Consider the following 18,632-nt stretch of genomic DNA (forward strand, 5'->3'; position numbering starts at 1 on the left):
TCGGCCTGAGCCAGTCCGGGACGTCGCGGCTGGTCACCCGCCTGGAGAAGAGCGGCCTGCTCAAGCGCGTCACGTCGACCGCCGACGCCCGCGCGGCGAACCTGGAGATAACGCCGGCCGGCCGAGCCGTCGTGGCCCAGCATCGCCTCGACTTCGAACAGCGAGCGCTCACGGCCCTGGAGTCGCTGGCCGAGTCGCTGGCCGCACCCCGCGGCTTCACCACGCCGGCGCCGGAGCCAGCCGGGGCTACCGAGCCCGGCGGCATCCTCCAGTTCGGCGAATCCCTGCTGTCGCTCGGCGCGCAGGCGGTCACCGTCGCCGATGCCATTCACGTTCGCGACGCGCTGGAGCCACTGGTCCTCATCGAGGCTGCCCAGTACCGCACCGACGAGGACATCGCCGACTGTGAGCGAATCCTGGCCGAGATGGCCGCGCGGCTCTCCGACGCGAAGCGCTTCTACCAGGCCGACTGGTCGCTGCACCGCCGACTGGCCGGGCTGTGCCGCAACACGCTGCTGCGGACCGTGTACGAAGGCCTGCTCTCCACCCTGGAGAGCCACGTCGACGACGTCGTGCCCACCGAGGGGCTGCGCGACTACCTGCGGCGGCGGCTCGTGGTGCACACCGAGATCATCGACGCCATCGCCTCCGGCCGGGTCGACCGCGTACGCGCCGCCGCCAACGCGCACGCCATCACCGGACTGAGCGCCCACGTCGGCGTAGCTTCCTGACGGTCCCACACCTACCATTGCGCATGCTCACGCATGCATAGTACGGTCAGGCTCACATCCAAAGCTTGCTTCAGCATGCGAATGGGGGCCTGCCCGTGCAGCGCGCAATCCTCGACGACAGTCACCTCGCCTTCGCCCGCATGGTCCGGGACCTCCTCGACAAGGAGGTCGAGCCCTACGCGCTGGCCTGGGAAGAGGAGCAGGCGATCCCGACGTCCCTGTACCGCACGCTCGGTGCGGCCGGCATCTTCGGCACGCAGATCCCCGAAGAGTTCGGCGGCGCCGGCGAGAGCAGCTTCACCTACAACGCCATCGTGCTGGAGGAGATCGCCCGCGGCAGCGTCCTGCTCGGGCCGGCGACCCTGCACCACAACGTCGTCATCCCGTACTTCCTGCACTACGCCACCCACGAGCAGCAGCGCCGCTGGCTGCCCGGCATGGCCAGCGGTGAGCTGATGGGCGCCATCGCGATGACCGAACCCGGCGGCGGATCCGACCTCGCCGGGTTGCGCACCACCGCGGTCCTGGAGGGCGATCACTACCGGCTCAACGGCGCCAAGACCTTCATCACCGGTGGCGCCAATGCCGGGCTGATCATCGTGGTCGCGCGTACCGGGTCCGGCCCCGACCGCCGTGAAGGGCTCACCCTGCTCGTCGTGGAGAACGGGATGCCCGGCCTCGAGCGGGGCCGCAAGCTGCGCAAGCTCGGCCTGCACGCGCAGGACACAGTCGAACTGTTCTTCACCGACGTCCGGGTGCCGGTCCGCAACGTACTCGGCGAACCGGGCGAGGCGTTCCGGTACCTGACCGGCAACCTGCCCCAGGAACGACTCGCCATCGCGGTGGGCTCGATGGCGATGGCGGAATCCATCCTCGCCGACACCGTCGCGTACGTTGGTGACCGACAGGTGTTCGGCCAGCGCCTGTCCAGCATGCAGAACACCAAGTTCGTCCTCGCCGGGCTCGCCGCCCAGCTCGAGGCCGGCCGCTGCCTGGTGGACCGGGCCATCAGCGAGCACAACAACGGGACACTGACCGGCGCCGACGCCGCCAAGGTGAAGCTGTTCGCCACCGAACTGCAGGGCCGGGTCGCCGACGAGTGCCTGCAACTCTTCGGCGGGTACGGCTACATGACCGAGTACCGCATCGCCCGCCGGTTCACTGATGCCCGGATCACCCGCGTGTACGGCGGCTCCAGCGAGATCATGAAGACCATCATCGCCAAGTCGATGGGGCTGCGGTGAACGCGCCGACAGGCTGGCCCGAGCACCTGCCGAACCAGCTCGACATCCCGGACTCGACCATCCTCGCCGTGCTGGCCGGCTCGGCCCGCCGCTACCAGGACCGGACCGCCCTGCGCCTCGGCGACGCCGAGCTGAGCTTCGCCCGGCTCTACCGGCGGGCCTGCGGGATCGGACAGCTCCTCGCCGACACCGGCATCAGCCGCGGTGACGTGGTCGCCATCCACCTCGGCAACGGTCTGGACTACCCGCTCTGCTACTTCGGCATCCTGCTGTCCGGCGCGACCGCCGCTCCCCTGTCGCCGATGCTGACCCCCGTCGATATCGCCCGCCAGCTCGCCGACTCCGGCGCGCGGGCGATCATCACGGACGCGGCCGGCGATCCGCTGTCCGGCGAGGCACGTGACGGCGTGGTGCGACTGGTGCTGATCGACGAGGACCCACCGTCGGCCCGACGCATCGCCATCGGTACGCCCGAGGCCGCGGACCCCCCGCCGGTGCGCCTCACCGGCGCCGACACCGCCCACCTCGTCTTCTCCGGCGGCACCACGGGCCGGCCCAAGGCGGTGGTCATCAGCCACCGGAACCTGCTCGCCGAGACGTTGCAGTACGCCTGCTGGCGCACCGGGGCGGTACCCGAGACGGACGACGAGGGCGGGATAGCGCTGCGGCCGGTGCCCGGCGACTTCCTGCTCCGGCCCGGCGAGGCCACCGCGCTCACCGCCGCGCCGCTGTTCCACTCCATGGGGCTGGTCGGGCTCAGCCAGCATGTGGCCTCTGGCACCACCCTCGTGACGATGTCCCGCTTCGAGCCCGGCCGGTTCCTCGACCTGGTCGAGGCGTACCAGGTGCAACATCTGCTCGGCGCGCCGTCGATGTTCCACGCGATCCTGGAGTGCCCGACCCTCGCCGGCCGCGACCTGGGCAGCGTCCGCGCGATCGGCTGCGCCTCGGCACCGGTGCCGGTGCCGTTGACCCAGCGACTGGAGGCGGTGTTCAGCAACGCCAGGGTCCGCCAGTCGTACGGGCTGACCGAGGCCACCCTGGTCGCCACCGCACCCCCGTACACCGAGTCCGCGCCGGACCGGTTCGACAGCTGCGGGGTGCCGTTGCCCGGCACCGAGGTGTCGGTACGCGACGCCGCCGGCACCTGTGTGCCCGACGGCACCGTCGGCGAGCTGTGGATTCGTGGTCCGCAGGTGTCCGCCGGCTACCTCAACCGGCCGGAGGAGACCGCGGCGACGTTCGTGGACGGCTGGCTGCGCACCGGCGACCTCGGCCGCCGCGATGGCGACGGGTACCTGGCGATCGTCGGCCGGATCAAGGACATGCTCATCTACAAGGGCTACAACGTCTATCCGGGCGAGCTCGAAGAGATCATGCTGCGGCACGAGTGCGTGGCCAACGCCGCCGTGGTCGGTCGTCCCGACGAGCACGCCGGCGAGATTCCGGTCGGCTTCGTCGTGTTGCGTACGCCGTGCCCGCCCGACGACGTGCTGGCGTTTGTCAACGCGCAGGTCGCACCGGTCAAGCGGCTACGGGAGCTGCACGTCGTCAGCGCGCTGCCGCTGTCGGGCGTCGGCAAGGTCCTGAAGACCGAACTGCGCGCCATGCTGGACCGGATCCCGCCGGCGGTGACGGCATGAGCGAGCGGCAGCGAGCGAATCATCAACGCAGTGCAACGGTGCCTCATGCCGACGCCGAGCGAAGCGCCGAACTGCTGTGCACCGACGACGCGGGCGTCCGCTGCGTGACCCTCTCGCATCCGATGCGGCGCAACGCGCTCGACGATGACGCCCGCGCCCGGCTGCTGGCCCTGCTCCAGCGGACGTTCGCCGACCCGGCCATCCGGGTCCTGGTCATCACGGGCGCTGCCGGAACGTTCAGCGCCGGCGGTGACCTCCGCACCATGTCCACCGACCCGGCGGTGGCCGCCCCGCGCCTGGAGGTCGTGGGCGACATCATCCGGGCCATAGCCGCCGCGCCGATCCCGGTACTCGCCGCGGTCGAGGGGCAGTGCTACGGCTTCGGCCTGGCGCTCGCCTCGGCCAGCGATCACGTCATCGCCGGTGCCACAGCAGGTTTCTGCTGCCCGTTCCCGCGAGTGGGGCTCGCGGCCGACGGTGGCCTGCACCATACCCTGGCCGCCCGGGTCGGGCGGGGCAGAGCAGCACAGATGCTCATGTTCGCCGAGCCCGTCGGCACCCCACTGGCCGCCGAATGGGGACTGGTCGACCAGGCCACCGACGACGGTGAGGCCCTGCCGACCGCGCTGGACCGGGCACGCACCCTCACCGCCCGGGCACCGCTGTCGCTGTCGACCGCCAAGCGGCTCCGGGCCGACCTCGCCGGCCTGGACGCGGCGCTGCGGGCCGAGGCCGCGGCGCAGCTCGACCTGATCACCAGTGACGACTTCGCGGAGGGCGTGGCGGCCTTCCTGGCCAAGCGTCCGCCCACCTTCCACGGCCGTTAGGGACACCCATCGTGAACAGTCCACACCACCAGTACCTGGCGGGACTACAGCAAGGCGAACTGCGCTACCAGCGCTGCTCCGCCTGCGCACAGGCCCAGTTCTACCCGCGCGTGCTCTGCAAGCACTGCGGCAGCGCCGACCTGGCCTGGCTGACCTCCTCCGGCGACGGCGTGGTGTATTCGGTGACCTGGCTGTACGCGAAGGACACCCCGGCCAGCAACATCGCCCTCGTCGATGTCGTGGATGGGTTCCGGATGATGAGCACGGTGACCGGGGTGCAGACCGAGGCGCCGCTGATCGGGCGAGCGGTACGCGCCGTCATCGCCGACGACGCAGTACTGCGGTTCGAGCTGGTGGCGCCATGACCGATTCGCTCCGCGGCACGACGGCTGTCGTCGGCGTCGCCGAATCACAGCTCGGCCTGGTCGGCCCCGGCCTGTCCCCGCTGGACCTGATGGGCCAGGCCAGTCACGCCGCGCTCGCAGAGGCCGGCCTGACCACCCGGGACGTGGACGGGCTGTTCACCGCCTCCTCCGTGTATCCGGCGGCCGGCCTGGACACCGCCGAGTACCTGGGCATCCAGCCTCGGTACATCGACGGGACGGTCATCGGCGGCAGCTCCTTCGTCTCGCACGTGCTGCACGCCGCGGCAGCTCTGCGATCCGGTCTCTGCGACGTGGCCCTGGTGACGTACGCCAGCAACCAGCGGTCGAACGTCGGCAAACTGGTCGCCCGCACCCAGCTCAACGCGTACGAGGCACCGTACGGCCCGCGCTTCCCAGTGTCCATGTACGCCCTCGCCGCCGCCCGGCACATGCACGAGTTCGGCACCACCCGCGAGCAGCTCGCCGACGTCGCCGTCGCCGCGCGCGAGTGGGCGCGGCTCAACCCGAAGGCGTTCAGCCGTGACCCGTTGACCCGCGATGACGTGATCAACGCTCGAATGGTCAGTTCGCCGCTGACCGTGCGGGACTGCTGCCTGGTGACCGACGGTGGCGGCGCCGTGGTGCTGACCCGGGCGGAGCGCGCCCGGGACCTGCCCCGCCCCCCGGTCTACCTGCTCGGCGCCGGTGAGGCCACCGACCACGCCACGATCAGTCAGATGCCCGACCTGACCACCACCTCGGCCGTCCAGTCCAGTCGGCGCGCGTACGACATGGCCGGACTGTCGGCATCGGACATCGACGTGGTGCAGCTCTATGACGCGTTCACCATCAACCCGATCCTGTTCCTGGAAGACCTCGGGTTCTGCGCCAAGGGCGAAGGCGGCGCGTTCGTCGCGGACGGGCGGATCGCGCCCGGCGGCGTACTACCGGTGAACACCAACGGCGGTGGTCTGTCGTACTGCCACCCCGGCATGTACGGGATCCTCCTGATCATCGAAGCCGTCCGACAGCTCCGCGGCGAATGCGGCGAACGGCAGGTGCCCGGTGCCCGGACCGCCCTGACCCACGGCAACGGCGGGGTGCTCTCCAGCCAAGTCACCGCCATCTTCGGCACCGAAGCCACCGTCTGAACCGTCACCGCCCACAGCAGCGAAAGGAACCACCCGCATGGCCCTGCTCGAAGGACGCAGCGTCGCCATCACCGGCGGCGCGCAGGGAATCGGCTATCAGATCGCCAAGGTCGCAGCGGCCCACGGCGCCCACGTCTACCTGTCCGATCGCACTGTCGACGCTGCCCAGGCCGCTGCCGCCGAGCTGTCCGCGGACGGCGCCCCCGTGGTCGGCCTCGGCTGCGACGTAACCTCCCCCGAGCAGTACCGGGCGCTGGTCGACCGGGTGGTCCGTGAGCGCGGGCGGCTGGACGTGCTCGTCAACAACGCCGGCATCACCCGCGACGCAATGCTGCACAGGATGAGCCTCGACGACTTCGACGCGGTCGTCGCCGTACACCTCAAGGGCTGCTGGCTCGGCACCAGGACCGCGGCCGAGGTCATGCGCGAGCAGCGGTCCGGATCCATCGTCAACGTCTCGTCGCTCGCCGGCAAGGTCGGCAACATCGGCCAGACCAACTACGCCGCGGCGAAGGCCGGCATCGTCGGGCTGACCAAGGCCGCCGCGAAGGAGCTGGCCGGCCGCAACGTCCGGGTGAATGCGATCCAGCCCGGCATCATCCGTACGGCGATGACCGCGGCGATCCCGGCCGAGGTCCTCGAGGCCAAGGCCCGGGACATCCCCTTGCAGCGCATGGGTGAGCCGGTCGAGGTCGCCAACGTCGCGTTGTTCCTGGCCAGCGACCTTTCCTCCTACATGACCGGGGCGGTGCTCGAAGTGGCCGGTGGGCGGTTCATGTGAAAGGCGAGCCACACCACCTCCAAGAGCCCTTCGAGGTCTCCCGGGAGGCGATCCGGGAGTTCGCGCGGGCGGTGTTCGCCGACGATCCGGTGCACGTCGACGTGGCGGCGGCCCAGTCCGCCGGCCACCGGGATCTGGTCGCTCCGGCGACCTTCGCCAGCGCGTTGGCGCTGCGGTTCTCCCAGCCGGTCCGCCGCGACCCCGGCCTCGGCTTGGACCTGACCCGAATGGTGCACGGCGGGCAGACCAGCGTTCTGCACGGGTCGCTGTGCGCCGGTGACCGGCTGGCCGCCGAGACTCGCATCGTCGAGCTGCGCGCCGCCGGACGGCACGTCCGCATCCAGACCGTCACCGCGATGCGGGCCCTCAACGGACCGTTCGAGGCCACCATCACCCACACCTGCCTGATCCTGGATGCAGCGGGGGACCTGACATGAGCCTCTCTGCGGGCACCACGTTCACGCCGGTCGAATTCGAGATCACCCGGGAGACGCTGGTCCGCTACGCCGGCGCCTCCGGCGACTTCAACCAGATCCACTACAACGACACAGCGGCTGCAGCGGCCGGACTCCCCGGTGTCATCGCCCACGGCATGCTCACCCTGGCGCTGGCGAACCAGGCGCTGTGCCGGTGGCTCGGCTCCTCGACCGCGGTCATCGAGCTGGCCAACCGGTTCACCTCGATGGTGATCGTGCCTGGTACTGGCAGCGCCACGGTGACGGTGACCGGTGCGGTGACCCGCAGTACCGGCCCCGAGGCGGAGATCGAGCTGTCGGTCACCGCAGACGGCCGTGAGGTGTTGGGCGCCTTGATCGCCCGCGTCCGGCATCCCGTGCCCTGACCCGTCAGGGTCCACCACCCCCGGCACCCATCGCCCGCACCGTCGAAGTCCCGCCCGGAAGGAACAGCAGTGATCAGGAACGCCTTCACCGAGGCCTTCGGAATCCAGCATCCGATCGTGCAGGGCGGCATGCAGTGGGTGGCGACAGCAGAGCTCGCCGCTGCGGTGTCCAACGCCGGGGGCCTCGGTCTGATCAGCGCTCTCACCCAGCCGACCCCGCAGCACCTGGCCGACGAGATCGCCAGGTGCCGGAACCTGACCGACCAGCCGTTCGGGGTCAACCTCACCATCCTGCCGTCGATCTCGCCGCCCCCGTACGCGGAGTACCGGCAGGCCATCATCGACTCCGGGGTCACCATCGTGGAGACCGCCGGATCGAACCCCGCGCCACACGTAGCCGCCTTCAAAGCAGCAGGGGTCCGTGTGTTGCACAAGTGCACCAGCGTCCGGCACGCGGTCAAGGCGCAGTCGCTCCAGGTCGACGCCGTAAGCATCGACGGCTTTGAGTGCGCCGGACACCCGGGCGAGGACGACGTACCCGGCCTCGTGCTGATTCCGGCGGCCGCCCGGAAGCTGACGATCCCGGTGGTGGCGTCCGGCGGATTCGCCGACGGGCGCGGCCTGGTCGCCGCGCTCGCGCTCGGGGCGTCCGGCATCAGCATGGGCACCAGGTTCATGTGCACTGTTGAGTCGCCGATTCACCAGAACATCAAGGAGGCGATCGTCCAGGCCTCCGAGCGAGACACCGAGCTGATCTTCCGACCGCTGCACAACACGGCGAGAGTCGCGGCTAACACAGTCAGCCGCAAGGTGGCGCAGGTCCTCGCCGCCGGCGGGCAGTTCGAGGACGTCCGGGACCTCGTTGCGGGCAGCCGCGGCCGCCGCGTGTACGAGCTGGGTGATCCGGATGCCGGGATCTGGACGGTGGGACAGGTCCAGGGGCTGATCGAAGACATCCCGACCTGCGCCGAACTCATCAGTCGCATCCTGGAGGAGGCGAGAGCGATCCTGACCGACCACTTGCCCGCGTTGCTGAAAGACGCTTCCGCGCCCACGCCTGGTGGCCGCTGAGCCACTCAAGCGTTTCCGGATATCGAGATCGGGTAGTCCAAGCTGCCTCCGAAAGGGGGAAACTGCCCGGCCTTGAGCGGCGCGGTCGCCATGGATCGGATCTTCGACGCTGAGGGATAGTCACCCAGCTACTTCAACCCCGCTGGCCCCTCTGCTGCCTGAGACGCCATGTGATCAGAAGACTGGCCACTGCGCCAACGGCGACGGCCAGCAGTGCCCAGCCGCTGGATGCCGCAGCCTCCGGCACGGGTAGGGCGGTCTGACGTCCACTCTCCGGCTCGTGATCATTCAGATCCATATGATCACGGTAGCTCAAGTTCGACCGAGTCGACTCGCCCAAGCGTCTCTGATCAGCTTAGTGATCCTGAGTCGGATTGTGTTTCTGGGATCGTTTCCCACCGTGGTGGGGTGGCGTGGGCGTGGAGATGGAATCCGACGCCCAGTGCTGCCCCGCGTGGCCGGCGGCCGGTGGGTGGTGTGCTGATCGTGGTCACGTCCTGGCGTCGGTGGGCTGCGCGGGGCAGTTTCCGGTCCGTTGGTGCGAGTCCCTCCGGACGCTTGCCCGCTCGCCCGTGGTGGGGTCGGGTGGGGAGGGTGCCCTGCGTCGCCTGGGCGCGGGGCGTGGTGGCTGGTGGCGGGTGGAGCCGGTCTTCGACCGGTCCCGCCGGCTGGTCGTGGTCGGGGTGATGACAGCGGTGGCTTCGAGGGTGTCCACGACCGTGCGGATCGCCATGACACCGCTGGTCTTGTCGGTGACGGTCTTGGCCTGGTGGGTCAGGCCCCGGGCGGCGATGCGCCGCCAGGCACCCTGGTCGCGGTCGCCCTGCCAGCCGCAGGATTGGTTGGGGCAGATGGCCCACTTCCATCCCGCGACGCTGGGCCGGTCGGGGGCTTTGCAGTGCCGCAGCGGGGTGAGGCACTGCGGGCAGTGCTTGGAGGTGTTGTGGGCGGGGACGGTGACCACGGCGACACCGTGTTCGGCGGCGAGGTGCCGGATGCGGTCGACGATCTTTCCGCGGACCTGCTGGGACAGGCGCGTGTTCATGGTGGCGCCCATGCCCTTGGCTTCCATCGACCGCACCTCTGGCTTTCCAGACGGTCCGCCTTCGGAGAAGAACTCAGATAGCGGTGCCGGTTCGCCCGGATGCTCGGAACCATACTGGTCAAGCCATAGGAGGAACAGCCGACGCCCGACCTCGCGGCTGACAGCGCCCGCCGTCATGCCCATCGGCTTGCCGCTCTTGTCCACCAGGCGCGCCTGATCACCAGGATGGATCTCGATGTGCAATTCGGGCCAGGGCGAACCTTCTTTGGTCACGCCCCCGCTCAGGAGCAGTCGCCTCATGTAGGCGCCCACGAAGTAGTTCCGCTGGCCGAGCCGGCTGATGTACTCGCCCAGGGCCTTGGCGGCATCCCGGTGGAGGAATCGTCAAGACCTGTGGATGAGGTAGTTGCTACGCGGCCATGTTGTCTTCGGGTCGTTCGACGAGGCGGCCGTTGACGAAGGTCGCGCCGGCGCGGACCAGTGCGACGAGGTGGGGTGCGTTGACCGCCCGCCAGCGGTCCTGTGCGGCTTCGATGAGCTTGAACGCCATGGCCAGGCCTGCAGTGCGGCTGCCGGGGCCTTTGGTGACACGGGTGCGGTGCCGGACGGTGGCGAAGGTCGACTCGATCGAGTTCGAGGTGCGCAGGTGCACCCAGTGCTCGGCCGGGTAGTCGTAGAAGGCCAGCAGCTCGTCGAGGTCGTCGGTGACCTTCGCGACGGCCTTGCCGAACTTCGCGCCGTACAGGTCAGCGAACCGTCTTGCGGCGAGCTGGGCGTGGGGCTTGTCTTCGGCGCCCCAGATCTCGGCCGGGCGGCCTTCGCGCCGGTGCGCCGACTTCGGTATCGCGGCGAGCTCTTGTGGACCCAGTCTGAGGAATGCTCGAAACCTGTGGATCGGCCGGGAAGGGGCGTACCTTCCCGGTGATCGATTCGTGTAGGTCTCGAGCAAGGCCGACGTTGCAGCGTCGGTCGGGAAGGCACGCCCGTGCTGACTGTAGTCGCCGAGGACGGGCAGCGACGCGAGGGCGTCTCGCTGCTGGATGACATCGTTCGCGAAGGCGCGCGGCGAATGCTGGCCGCCGCGTTGGAGGCCGAGGTCGACGCCTACCTGGCTGAGCTGGCGCACGAGCGCGACGAGCGGGGCCGGCGGTTGGTGGTCCGCAACGGCCATGCCCAGCCAAGGGAAGTGATGACCGGTGCTGGGTCGATTGAGGTGCGGGCGCCGCGGGTGAACGACAAGCGCACCGACGCGGTCACCGGGCAGCGTCGGCAGTTCCGTTCAGCGATCCTGCCGCCGTGGTGCCGCAAGAGCCCGAAGGTCGCCGAGGTGCTGCCGTTGCTGTACCTGCACGGCTTGTCGACCGGGGACTTCGTGCCGGCGTTGCAGCAGTTCCTCGGCTCGGCGGCCGGCTTGTCAGCGGCGGCGATCACGAGGTTGACCGGGCAGTGGACCGATGACTACCACGCCTGGCGCAAGCGGGACCTGTCTACATGATCACGCAGTTGGGGCGGCACGCCGTTGCTCGTGTCCTTTGATACAGGTCCGAATTTTGTTCGCAGTCCCTGTCTGGCGTGCTTGGTGACGGCCCGGCAGGCGGCTGCCGGGCCGTCACCGTTGCGGGATCAACTCATGGCGTCGTTATCGTCAGGGCCGTGCGGCCCAGAGCAGCGCTCTGCCCAACTGCGGCTGCAGGCCCTTGGGGTGCAGCCGGAATGTCGGGTCGGTACCGAAGAGCACGACACCGTTGCCGCCGGGGCTGATGCTCCGGACGATGCTGGCCTGGTTCGCGGCGGCGGCCTGCCCGTTCGTGCCGGTGCCGGTTGCCGCCCACCAGCCGGCGAGCAATGGGTCCGCGGCGTAGGACTGCTCGACCGTCACGCCGGCACCGAGGTTGGTGAACCAGACTGGTTGGCTGATGAAGGAGTGCGGGATGGCCCCGGAGGTGACTGGCCCGCCGTGGTTGACGATGTTGGCTACTCCGCTGGCCAGCGAGGGCCCGGCGGTGGCGGTGACGGTCAACAGCGAGGTGCCGTTGCTGAAGTTCGCCCCGGCGGTGCCCAGTCCGACGATGCCGCCGCCACGGGCCAGGAATGCCTCCAGCGCCTCCCGGTTCGGTGCCGTCAGGCTCGCCAAGTTGAGATTGCTCGCGATAAGCAGCACATCAACCTCGTCGGTCAGGGTGCTGGCCAACGTCGTGGCGGTTATGGCCCGGGCCGTGAAGCCGAGGTCGGTCAGGGTGTCGCGCTCCTCGACGGTGCCCAGGTAGCCGACGACGACGTCGTCCAGCGGGGTCCCGTGCCAGCCGGCTGGGGCGCGCTGGAAGGTGACGCCGTGCGCTCGGACCTCGTCCTTGAGCAGTTGGCGGCTGCCTGGGACGGCGGGGATCACCACCGACCCGTCGGCGAGCCGATAGACCTGGACACCCTTGCGGACCAGCGAGTTGACCGCCAGCAGGTCGGCGGCGTCCTGGATGTCCAGGCGCAGGTCGGAGTCGGCGGAGGGTAGTTGGCCGTCGACCACACCGTCGTAGATCCGGTTCAACTGCACGTTCGGCAATTGGTCCCAGATGGCGTCGACGGTGGCACCCCAGGTCAGCCCCTGGCTCCAGGCGGCCGGGCCGGCGTAGAGGTCGGTCACTCGTTCGGTGATGTCGATGCCGGGTTCGAGCAGCGAGTTGACCAGGCCGCGCTTGGGCTGATGCAGGTGGATGACGTATGAGCCGGCGCGGTAGCTCTTACCCCCGGCGTGGAATTCGTGCTTGGCCCGCCATACCCGGCCGCCGCTGCTGATCAGCAAATCGACGAGACGGGCGGCAGCTGGCTCGGAGTGCTGGTCAGGGCCGGTGGGGATGACGTACGCCCGGGGAAAGACCGTGTGGTAGTTGTCTTCCGGTCCCCAGCCCGGCACGTAGCCGTCGGGGATGTCCCGCAGCGGTTCAGCGGCCCACCCGCGCCGGTAGACCTCCGCCTGGTCGTGCAGCACCTCGGTCCGGTGGTCCTGGATGTACTGCAGCGAGGTCTTGATCGCCACCACGTGTACGTCCGTGTTGATGCGGGAACGACGCACCCGCTCCTTAGGGGTCAGGTTGCCGCGCGGGTTGAGTGGCGCCTCGATGGTGTACGGGATGCTGCTCTGAAGCATCGCGAACGACGGCACGTAGATGGGTGGGAAGTCGTCCCAGACCCCCGGTTCGTCGTCCCGGAACGGAATCCGGGCGCGCTGGGTCTCCGGGTAGCCCAAGGCTCGCAGGTTTTCCTCGATGGCCAGCGCGTTCGGCAGGCCGTGCTTGATGTAGAGGTCGTATTCGTTGTTGACGTTGTGCGGCGGGGTGCTCGGGTGTAGCAGCGTCGGGTTGACATATCCGTGCAGGTCCAGTGTGATGATCGGCTTGGTGTCGATGACGAGTTCGCGAATCAGGTTCGTCTCGGGCTGGGAGACGATGGTGAGGTCGCGGTTGAGGTCATAGCCGGCCGCGTTCGCCCGGGTGCCGGCGATCCGGCCGTCCGGGTTGGATGTGATGTTGAAGATCAGCCGGTTTCGCTTCAACAGCCGCGTCACCTCGGGATCGGTGCTGGTGGCGAACTCCTCGATGACGCGCAGGGCCGCGTCGGTGCCTTCCCACTCGTTGCCGTGGATGTTGGCGTTGACGAACAGCGGGGTCTTGTAGCCAGCCAGCAGTCGAGCATTCGTGCGGGCCCCCACCGGGTCGTCCTCGATGAGATGCTTCCACTCCTCCTGCTGCCGGGCCTCTTTCCGGCTCTCCGGTGCGGTGACCGTGACGGCGTAGAGGTCGTAGCCGCCGCTGGACTTCCCGGCCACGCGGGCGGAGACGCGGTCAGTGGCTGCCTGTAGTGCATTCAGCTTCGGGGCGATGTCGTCGTACGGGATGACGCCGATGGGGATGGACGCGTCCGCAGGGTTGTCGGGCCAGACCGGCAGCACATTCTGCCGGGGGTATCCGGCGATCTCGGACGGGCTGACGGGCGGCGGTGGCACGGCCGGCAACGCTGTTGCGTGTGCCGGGCCGGTCCAGAGTGCCGCACTCAGCACAGTGGCGGTGAGCCCAGCCGCGGCCAGGCGTACGGATGTCTTGCGCACGATGGACAGCTCTCCTGTCGAGAGGGAAGGGTTCCGTCGCATGGCGGGGCTGCCGCAGGGCCGGAGACCCACGGCTTCGCAGAACGCCCGCAGCGGCAGAGAGGAAACCCGGCGTCAAGCGCAGGGTCGACAGGCAGCGCTGGCGACGCGCAGGAGGTCGATGTGACCTCGCTTGGTGAGATAGGCGCTTCGCACGGAGGAGATCTTCATCGAGGCCCTACCGGCCTGTCAACATCGTCCACCCGGACATCCCACGGGGTGAACACCATCAACCCGGGGCGGGTTGCCCGGTTTGCGGCCTGTTTGTGCGGCCCGTTACTGCGGTTGAACTGCCGTGTTGTGCCTCACGTTTTCGCGGTCTGTCCTCCGGCAATCCGATGGGATAACCTACCAAACCCATAGGGATTGTGGCTTAGATCGTCCTGAGCCACCCCAGGACCGCACCACCCGTTCTCCACCGGCACCCGGGGCAGCCATCCCCGCAACACACTCCCGACTCCATCCGAACAACGAGGACAGATCCGTGATACGCATCGACGGTCTGCGGAAGACCTTCCACACGCGCGGCCACCCGGTCACCGCCGTCGACGGCGTCGACCTGACGGTCGCCGAGGGCCAGGTGTTCAGCGTGGTCGGGCGCAGCGGCGCGGGCAAGAGCACCTTGTTGCGCTGCACCAACCTGTTGGAACGCCCCGACGCGGGCCGAGTGGTCGTCGACGGCGTCGAACTCACGACGCTGCGGGGAGACCGCCTGCGGCGGGCCCGACAGGGCATCGGCATGATCCATCAACACTTCGCCCTGCTCGATTCCCGGACCGGCTGCCGGCAATGTCAGCTTCGCGCTGGAAGTGATGGGCGTTCCGCGCCGGGAGCGGACCGCCCGGGTGGACGAACTGCTCAACCTGGTCGGTCTTGCCGACCGCGCGGGCGGATCGCGATCGCGGCGACTAGGGTCATCCCGCCCAGGATGACTATGGCGGCGGCCGCCCCGGTGGCGACGCGGAAGTCGGCATACCCTGCGCCCACCACGGGGGCGATGTTCTCGGCCAGGGGGTACAGAGCCAGTAGTCCGACCGGAGTTAGCAGAACGAGGAGAGCCCAGAGCCCTCGGACGTCACCGCGCAGAGACAGTACGGCTGCGGCGAGCATAGCGGTCAGCAAGAGGACCGCGCCGGTTTCCGGGAGGATTGCGGCCCCATAGCTGAACCGGTAGAACCACCCGCTTTCCCCGGTCAGGCCCCCGACTGCGATGAGGGCTGCCGCGGGTGCTATCGCCAAGGGAATGAGGCGATGGCGTCGCATCATGTGGGTAGGAATTGCCAGTGCCAACAGGCCTAGCGTCGCCTGGGGAAGCAGAACGAACAAGTACGGGCGGGGCAGCTCGAACAGGGCGGCGACGGGCATCACGGCGCCAGTGAGCAACAGTGCCAGCCCGATGGCGCCCCGGCCCCACGGGGCCGGGGCGAGGACATGAACGACCGCGGCCAGCAGCCAACCGGCCCAAACGACGATGCCGGTGGTAGCAAATGGCCCAAAGGCAGGCGAGCCCCACATGCCCGAAGTGGTGACCACCTCGGCGGCGGCCCAAAAGCCAGCAAGACCGGTCGCGGTGATGAAGCTAAGAACAGCGGCGAGGCGCACGCCGGGTATCAGGTCGGCAGCGCCGACGGCGCGTAGACGCTCACGGACGCCCCCAGCCAGCACGTCGGCCACATCAAGGATTGACGGCCAACGGCGGTCAGGTCCGGCCATGTCGAGATACGTCCCGACGATCTCGGCCCCCCGCGCCTGGCGGTAGTCGGCGGGGTAGGCCCGCAGCAGCTGCCGGTAGCGGCGCTCGAGGTCCCTCATGCCAGTCCTCCCAAGGCGCGCGGGGCGATGGGCGGGGCGGCGGGCGTCAGGTTGCCCAGGCGGGCAGTCGCTGCCTCCACATTGCGTCGCAGGCGCTCGGTTTCAGCGGCGAGGGTGGCACTCCCGGTGACGGAGAGGCGGTAGTAGCGGCGCAGGCGGCCGTCAACGACCTCCTCTCGGTCGGCTTCGATGAGGCTCGCTTCCACCAGCCGGTCGAGTGCGCCGTACAAGGTGCCAGGCCGCATGGATAGCCGGCCCTCGGACAGGGCCGCTACCTCCCTGATGATCCCGTAGCCGTGCAGCGGCGGGCCGGCGAGAGCGGTGAGGATCCAGAAGGTCCGTTCCTGCAACGACAAAGGTATGGCAGGGGTAAATCGCCGCCAAGGCCCTGACCTGGTCCAGCCGGTGTAGGTCGCCGTGCCAGCCACGTGCCGGTAGCCGGTGCCCGTCGAGTTGTTCGCCGATGTGTCCGGCGTTGAGTTGGGCGAAGATGACGCGGATCGCGGCGGCGGCGATCTCCGGAAGTCGCTCCTGAAGTGATCGGCGAAAGGCTCTTTTCGTCCCTGGAGTCCGCTTCGTCCCCCGTCCGCGCTTCACATCCCTATAACGCTGGCATTATTCGCGGGCTATAGTGGGTGTGTGAGCGAGTGGGAGATCAGCCTCACCGAAGACGTCGAGGACTGGCTGCTCGACCTAGCCAAGTCTGACCCCGACTCGGCCGAGCAGGTCGCTGCCGCCATAGATCTGCTCGCCGCCGAGGGTCCGGCGCTCGGTCGACCGTTCGTCGACCGGGTCAAGGGCTCGAACTACAAGAACATGAAGGAGCTGCGGCCAGGCTCGGCAGGGGGAACCGAGATCCGTATCCTGTTCGCCTTCGACCCCCAGCGGGAAGCCATCCTGCTGGTGGCGGGTGACAAGAGCGGCAACTGGAAGGGCTGGTGCGAAACCAGCATTCTCGAAGCCGACAAGAAGTTCGCCGAGCACCTGCGAGAGCTGAAGGGACAGCACTGATGGCGCGTAGCTGGCGGGATGTCCGCTCCCGCATGAACCTCGACGAGGCCAAGGTTGAGCAGCACAAGGAGCACATGCGCGGCGAGGTACGCGCAGTGCGACTGCGTGAGATGCGCGAGAAGCGCGGCCTGACTCAGCAGCAGGTCGCCGACCGCATGAACGTTTCGCAGCCGCGCGTCGCCGCCATCGAGAGCGGCGAACTGCCGAAGGCTGAGGTCGGCACGGTTGCCCGGTACATCGCTGCCCTTGGCGGCAAGGCTGAGTTCGTTGCCGAGTTCGATGGCGAACGTGTGACCCTTAGTTGAGGCTCGGGGGTCGAGGCCGCCTCTGCCTCATGCTTGTCGTGCACGTCGCGAAGCCCCGGTTGATGCCGGGGCTTCGCCGCTGAACGGGGCACGCGTCGCGGTCCGGCGTCCTCCCAGCGCACCGCGTACACGTCGGTGCTGGGCTGGAACCGGTCGGCGTCCAGGGGCCAGCTTGTCTTCGACCGGCGACGACATGGCGACGGGCCCGGACGCGGCGACGACCGTGGAGAGTTGCTCCGGTGCCGGGGTGGTGTCCTGATCCCGCAGATCAAGCAGACGCGACAGGCGGACGTTCTCCGCGCGCAACCGCTCCAGCTCGCGACGGAGCCGAGCGATCTCGCTCTTCGCTACCACATCCGGAATCCACGGGCGAATAGCCGTACGCTCCTGCCTGACGGCCGGCTCGGGCCGCTCAAGGTCGTCCGGTGGCAGCATGCGGGTGACCTCACCGATAGCCAGACGGGACGTCTGACGGGGATTGGCTGGCAGGTCCAGCCGGAAGATCGATGGCAGGGTTATCCGCGTTCGAACACGTCGTCGAGGACGAGTCTCGCCCGGCCCGGCACCTCCTCCTCGGGGAAGACCTCCGCGCAGAGGCTGAGGACCTGCGCGGTGGTGGTCAGCCCGAGGTGCTCGACCAGGAAGCGGATGTCGTCGGCGTCCCGGCGCCGCGCTGCGAGCACCTTCATGGCCAGGAGATGTTCCGGGGACGCTGCTGCCACTCGCAGGCCAGGGTGGTCAAAGACGCGAGGGGCTGCCGCATCGCCACCGGGAGCCACGTAGGCGCTCGCTTGCTCGTTGAGCCACCAGTGCGGCAGGCCGAGCTCATCGGCGACCGCGCGAGCTTCGTCGAGTACGACGCCATGCGGCTGGAACACCGCGTCGATGTCCCGGGTCGCCCGTCGCGCGTCGTAGGCCAGAGCCATGGCCGCTCCAACGAAGATGTAGAGGTCAGCGACCACACCTCGCCGGTGTAACCGATCCCCGAGCCGGCGGAAGGCGTCCTCGATCCCGGCGCGGTCCAACAGCGGATCATCAGCGCTCACGCGACGTTCAACTCCTGCGCTGACACGTACACCCCACGCCGCCGGAACGCACATGACGGCTGACCTGCAGTTTCTTCGGGCGCTGTTCGTCGTTGTTGGTCGTCACTGGTCAACGTTTGACGGCCCGACGACGGCCCAGACGGCCCAGGGACGGCCCACAGCCCTTGCCGGCAGCCTCACCGACTCCGGCTCATCGGTGGAGCGCCCCGATACGAAGCCGATTGCCGTCAGGGTCTACCACCTCAAACTCACGTCCCCAGTCCTTCTGTCCGACGGCACCCACGCCGCAGGCCGCCGCCGCAGCATCGAGGTCGTCGACGTACAGGTACAACAGGGTCCCCGGCCGGGCATCCCCGGTGTGCTCAGACAGATGGAGCTCAACATCGCCCCGGGCAATGCTCACGTAGAGCGGCAAGTCAGGGGCGAACCGGTGCTCCCACTGCTTCACGAAACCAAGGCGGGCGAACCAAGCCGCGGCGGCGTTCGCGTCCGTGGTCCGCAGGACAGGCGCAAGGCGTTCGGTCATCCAGGCAGTCTGGCACCGTTGCGATCAGAGGGCACCTCCGTTGATCGGACCTGCCCTCTCGCGGCGTTGCAACGGCCGGCCATCAGCGGACGACC

Annotated in this window: 19 protein-coding genes and 3 pseudogenes; 14 read left to right on the plus strand and 8 right to left on the minus strand. The window is 68.9% G+C overall.

Features of this window, described 5'->3' with window-relative positions:
* From ABZ570_RS25310 to ABZ570_RS25355, 10 genes are all read left to right on the plus strand, one after another.
* A partial coding sequence (locus ABZ570_RS25310) for an FCD domain-containing protein (protein ID WP_358068456.1) occupies positions 1-731 on the plus strand: 731 nt, incomplete at its 5' end.
* A gap of 95 nt (positions 732-826) precedes the next feature.
* Complete coding sequence (locus ABZ570_RS25315; protein WP_358068459.1) at positions 827-1,975, plus strand: acyl-CoA dehydrogenase family protein; 1,149 nt, start codon at positions 827-829, stop codon at positions 1,973-1,975.
* Positions 1,972-3,618 carry an AMP-binding protein gene (locus tag ABZ570_RS25320; protein ID WP_358068462.1) on the plus strand — a complete coding sequence of 549 codons (1,647 nt, stop codon included), beginning with the start codon at positions 1,972-1,974 and terminating at the stop codon, positions 3,616-3,618. Before ABZ570_RS25315 ends, ABZ570_RS25320 begins: the two co-directional genes overlap by 4 nt.
* Positions 3,619-3,656: 38 nt before the next feature.
* Positions 3,657-4,445 carry an enoyl-CoA hydratase-related protein gene (locus ABZ570_RS25325; protein WP_358068465.1) on the plus strand — a complete coding sequence of 263 codons (789 nt, stop codon included), beginning with the start codon at positions 3,657-3,659 and terminating at the stop codon, positions 4,443-4,445.
* An 11-nt stretch (positions 4,446-4,456) separates the two neighbouring features.
* Positions 4,457-4,810, plus strand: coding sequence for a zinc ribbon domain-containing protein (locus tag ABZ570_RS25330; protein ID WP_358068468.1), 354 nt, complete (start codon positions 4,457-4,459; stop codon positions 4,808-4,810).
* Entirely contained in the window at positions 4,807-5,961 is a 1,155-nt protein-coding gene (locus ABZ570_RS25335) for a thiolase (RefSeq protein WP_358068471.1), read from the plus strand. Before ABZ570_RS25330 ends, ABZ570_RS25335 begins: the two co-directional genes overlap by 4 nt.
* A gap of 37 nt (positions 5,962-5,998) precedes the next feature.
* Positions 5,999-6,742, plus strand: a complete 744-nt coding sequence (gene fabG / locus ABZ570_RS25340; RefSeq protein ID WP_358068474.1) for a 3-oxoacyl-ACP reductase FabG — start codon at positions 5,999-6,001, stop codon at positions 6,740-6,742.
* On the plus strand, positions 6,739-7,179 hold the full coding sequence (locus tag ABZ570_RS25345) for a MaoC family dehydratase N-terminal domain-containing protein (RefSeq protein WP_358068477.1): 441 nt from the start codon (positions 6,739-6,741) through the stop codon (positions 7,177-7,179). The genes fabG and ABZ570_RS25345 overlap by 4 nt, the downstream gene beginning before the upstream one ends.
* Positions 7,176-7,583: a MaoC/PaaZ C-terminal domain-containing protein gene (locus ABZ570_RS25350; protein ID WP_358068480.1), complete on the plus strand. Its 408-nt coding sequence runs from the start codon at positions 7,176-7,178 to the stop codon at positions 7,581-7,583. Before ABZ570_RS25345 ends, ABZ570_RS25350 begins: the two co-directional genes overlap by 4 nt.
* A gap of 69 nt (positions 7,584-7,652) precedes the next feature.
* Complete coding sequence (locus tag ABZ570_RS25355; protein ID WP_358068483.1) at positions 7,653-8,654, plus strand: nitronate monooxygenase family protein; 1,002 nt, start codon at positions 7,653-7,655, stop codon at positions 8,652-8,654.
* Between the two features lie 490 nt (positions 8,655-9,144).
* Here the strand turns inward: ABZ570_RS25355 and ABZ570_RS25360 are convergent, their stop codons facing one another.
* Both ABZ570_RS25360 and ABZ570_RS25365 read right to left on the minus strand, forming a co-directional pair.
* Positions 9,145-9,726: a zinc ribbon domain-containing protein gene (locus ABZ570_RS25360; RefSeq protein ID WP_358068485.1), complete on the minus strand. Its 582-nt coding sequence runs from the start codon at positions 9,724-9,726 to the stop codon at positions 9,145-9,147.
* Positions 9,727-10,108: 382 nt separating this feature from the next.
* Positions 10,109-10,552: pseudogene (locus ABZ570_RS25365) on the minus strand (transposase); the annotation flags it as partial.
* Positions 10,553-10,684: 132 nt separating this feature from the next.
* Between ABZ570_RS25365 and ABZ570_RS25370 the strand changes: the two are divergent.
* Positions 10,685-11,188, plus strand: a pseudogene (locus ABZ570_RS25370) (transposase); the annotation flags it as partial.
* Positions 11,189-11,344: 156 nt separating this feature from the next.
* On the opposite strand, the gene ABZ570_RS25375 reads toward ABZ570_RS25370, so the two are convergent.
* Positions 11,345-13,798, minus strand: coding sequence for a M14 family zinc carboxypeptidase (locus ABZ570_RS25375; protein ID WP_358068488.1), 2,454 nt, complete (start codon positions 13,796-13,798; stop codon positions 11,345-11,347).
* A gap of 114 nt (positions 13,799-13,912) precedes the next feature.
* A complete protein-coding gene (locus ABZ570_RS25380; RefSeq protein WP_358068491.1) occupies positions 13,913-14,008 on the minus strand; it encodes a putative leader peptide in 96 nt (31 codons plus the stop codon).
* A 418-nt stretch (positions 14,009-14,426) separates the two neighbouring features.
* Between ABZ570_RS25380 and ABZ570_RS25385 the strand changes: the two are divergent.
* A pseudogene (locus ABZ570_RS25385) lies at positions 14,427-14,555 on the plus strand (ATP-binding cassette domain-containing protein); the annotation flags it as partial.
* Between the two features lie 140 nt (positions 14,556-14,695).
* Here the strand turns inward: ABZ570_RS25385 and ABZ570_RS25390 are convergent.
* Both ABZ570_RS25390 and ABZ570_RS25395 read right to left on the minus strand, forming a co-directional pair.
* Positions 14,696-15,649, minus strand: coding sequence for a hypothetical protein (locus ABZ570_RS25390; RefSeq protein ID WP_358068534.1), 954 nt, complete (start codon positions 15,647-15,649; stop codon positions 14,696-14,698).
* Positions 15,646-16,011: a helix-turn-helix transcriptional regulator gene (locus tag ABZ570_RS25395; protein WP_358068528.1), complete on the minus strand. Its 366-nt coding sequence runs from the start codon at positions 16,009-16,011 to the stop codon at positions 15,646-15,648. The genes ABZ570_RS25390 and ABZ570_RS25395 overlap by 4 nt, the downstream gene beginning before the upstream one ends.
* Before the next feature lie 277 nt (positions 16,012-16,288).
* Here ABZ570_RS25395 and ABZ570_RS25400 point away from each other — a divergent pair, with 277 nt between their 5' ends.
* Together ABZ570_RS25400 and ABZ570_RS25405 are read left to right on the plus strand one after the other, a co-directional pair.
* Positions 16,289-16,660 (plus strand): type II toxin-antitoxin system RelE/ParE family toxin, encoded by a 372-nt coding sequence (locus tag ABZ570_RS25400; RefSeq protein WP_358068493.1) that lies wholly within the window; start codon positions 16,289-16,291, stop codon positions 16,658-16,660.
* 32 nt (positions 16,661-16,692) lie between these two features.
* Positions 16,693-16,965 carry a helix-turn-helix transcriptional regulator gene (locus tag ABZ570_RS25405; RefSeq protein WP_358068496.1) on the plus strand — a complete coding sequence of 91 codons (273 nt, stop codon included), beginning with the start codon at positions 16,693-16,695 and terminating at the stop codon, positions 16,963-16,965.
* Between the two features lie 515 nt (positions 16,966-17,480).
* On the opposite strand, the gene ABZ570_RS25410 is transcribed toward ABZ570_RS25405, so the two are convergent.
* Together ABZ570_RS25410 and ABZ570_RS25415 are read right to left on the minus strand one after the other, a co-directional pair.
* Positions 17,481-17,927, minus strand: a complete 447-nt coding sequence (locus ABZ570_RS25410; RefSeq protein WP_358068499.1) for a DUF6036 family nucleotidyltransferase — start codon at positions 17,925-17,927, stop codon at positions 17,481-17,483.
* A 274-nt stretch (positions 17,928-18,201) separates the two neighbouring features.
* The gene (locus tag ABZ570_RS25415) at positions 18,202-18,537 is read right to left on the minus strand and encodes a glyoxalase superfamily protein (RefSeq protein WP_358068502.1); all 336 of its coding nucleotides are present in this window, start codon (positions 18,535-18,537) and stop codon (positions 18,202-18,204) included.
* Positions 18,538-18,632: the final 95 nt, after the last annotated feature.

The sequence above is a fragment of the Micromonospora sp. NPDC007271 genome (assembly GCF_040634005.1).
Classification (GTDB): Bacteria; Actinomycetota; Actinomycetes; order Mycobacteriales; family Micromonosporaceae; genus Micromonospora.

Excerpts from the sequence above, each read along its gene's own strand:
- ABZ570_RS25415 (WP_358068502.1), bottom strand. The coding sequence starts at position 18,537 with ATGACCGAACGCCTTGCGCCTGTCCTGCGGACCACGGACGCGAACGCC.
- ABZ570_RS25360 (WP_358068485.1), bottom strand. The coding sequence starts at position 9,726 with ATGGAAGCCAAGGGCATGGGCGCCACCATGAACACGCGCCTGTCCCAG.
- ABZ570_RS25335 (WP_358068471.1), top strand. The coding sequence starts at position 4,807 with ATGACCGATTCGCTCCGCGGCACGACGGCTGTCGTCGGCGTCGCCGAA.
- ABZ570_RS25390 (WP_358068534.1), bottom strand. The coding sequence starts at position 15,649 with ATGAGGGACCTCGAGCGCCGCTACCGGCAGCTGCTGCGGGCCTACCCC.
- fabG (WP_358068474.1), top strand. The coding sequence starts at position 5,999 with ATGGCCCTGCTCGAAGGACGCAGCGTCGCCATCACCGGCGGCGCGCAG.
- ABZ570_RS25405 (WP_358068496.1), top strand. The coding sequence starts at position 16,693 with ATGAACCTCGACGAGGCCAAGGTTGAGCAGCACAAGGAGCACATGCGC.
- ABZ570_RS25350 (WP_358068480.1), top strand. The coding sequence starts at position 7,176 with ATGAGCCTCTCTGCGGGCACCACGTTCACGCCGGTCGAATTCGAGATC.
- ABZ570_RS25380 (WP_358068491.1), bottom strand. The coding sequence starts at position 14,008 with ATGAAGATCTCCTCCGTGCGAAGCGCCTATCTCACCAAGCGAGGTCAC.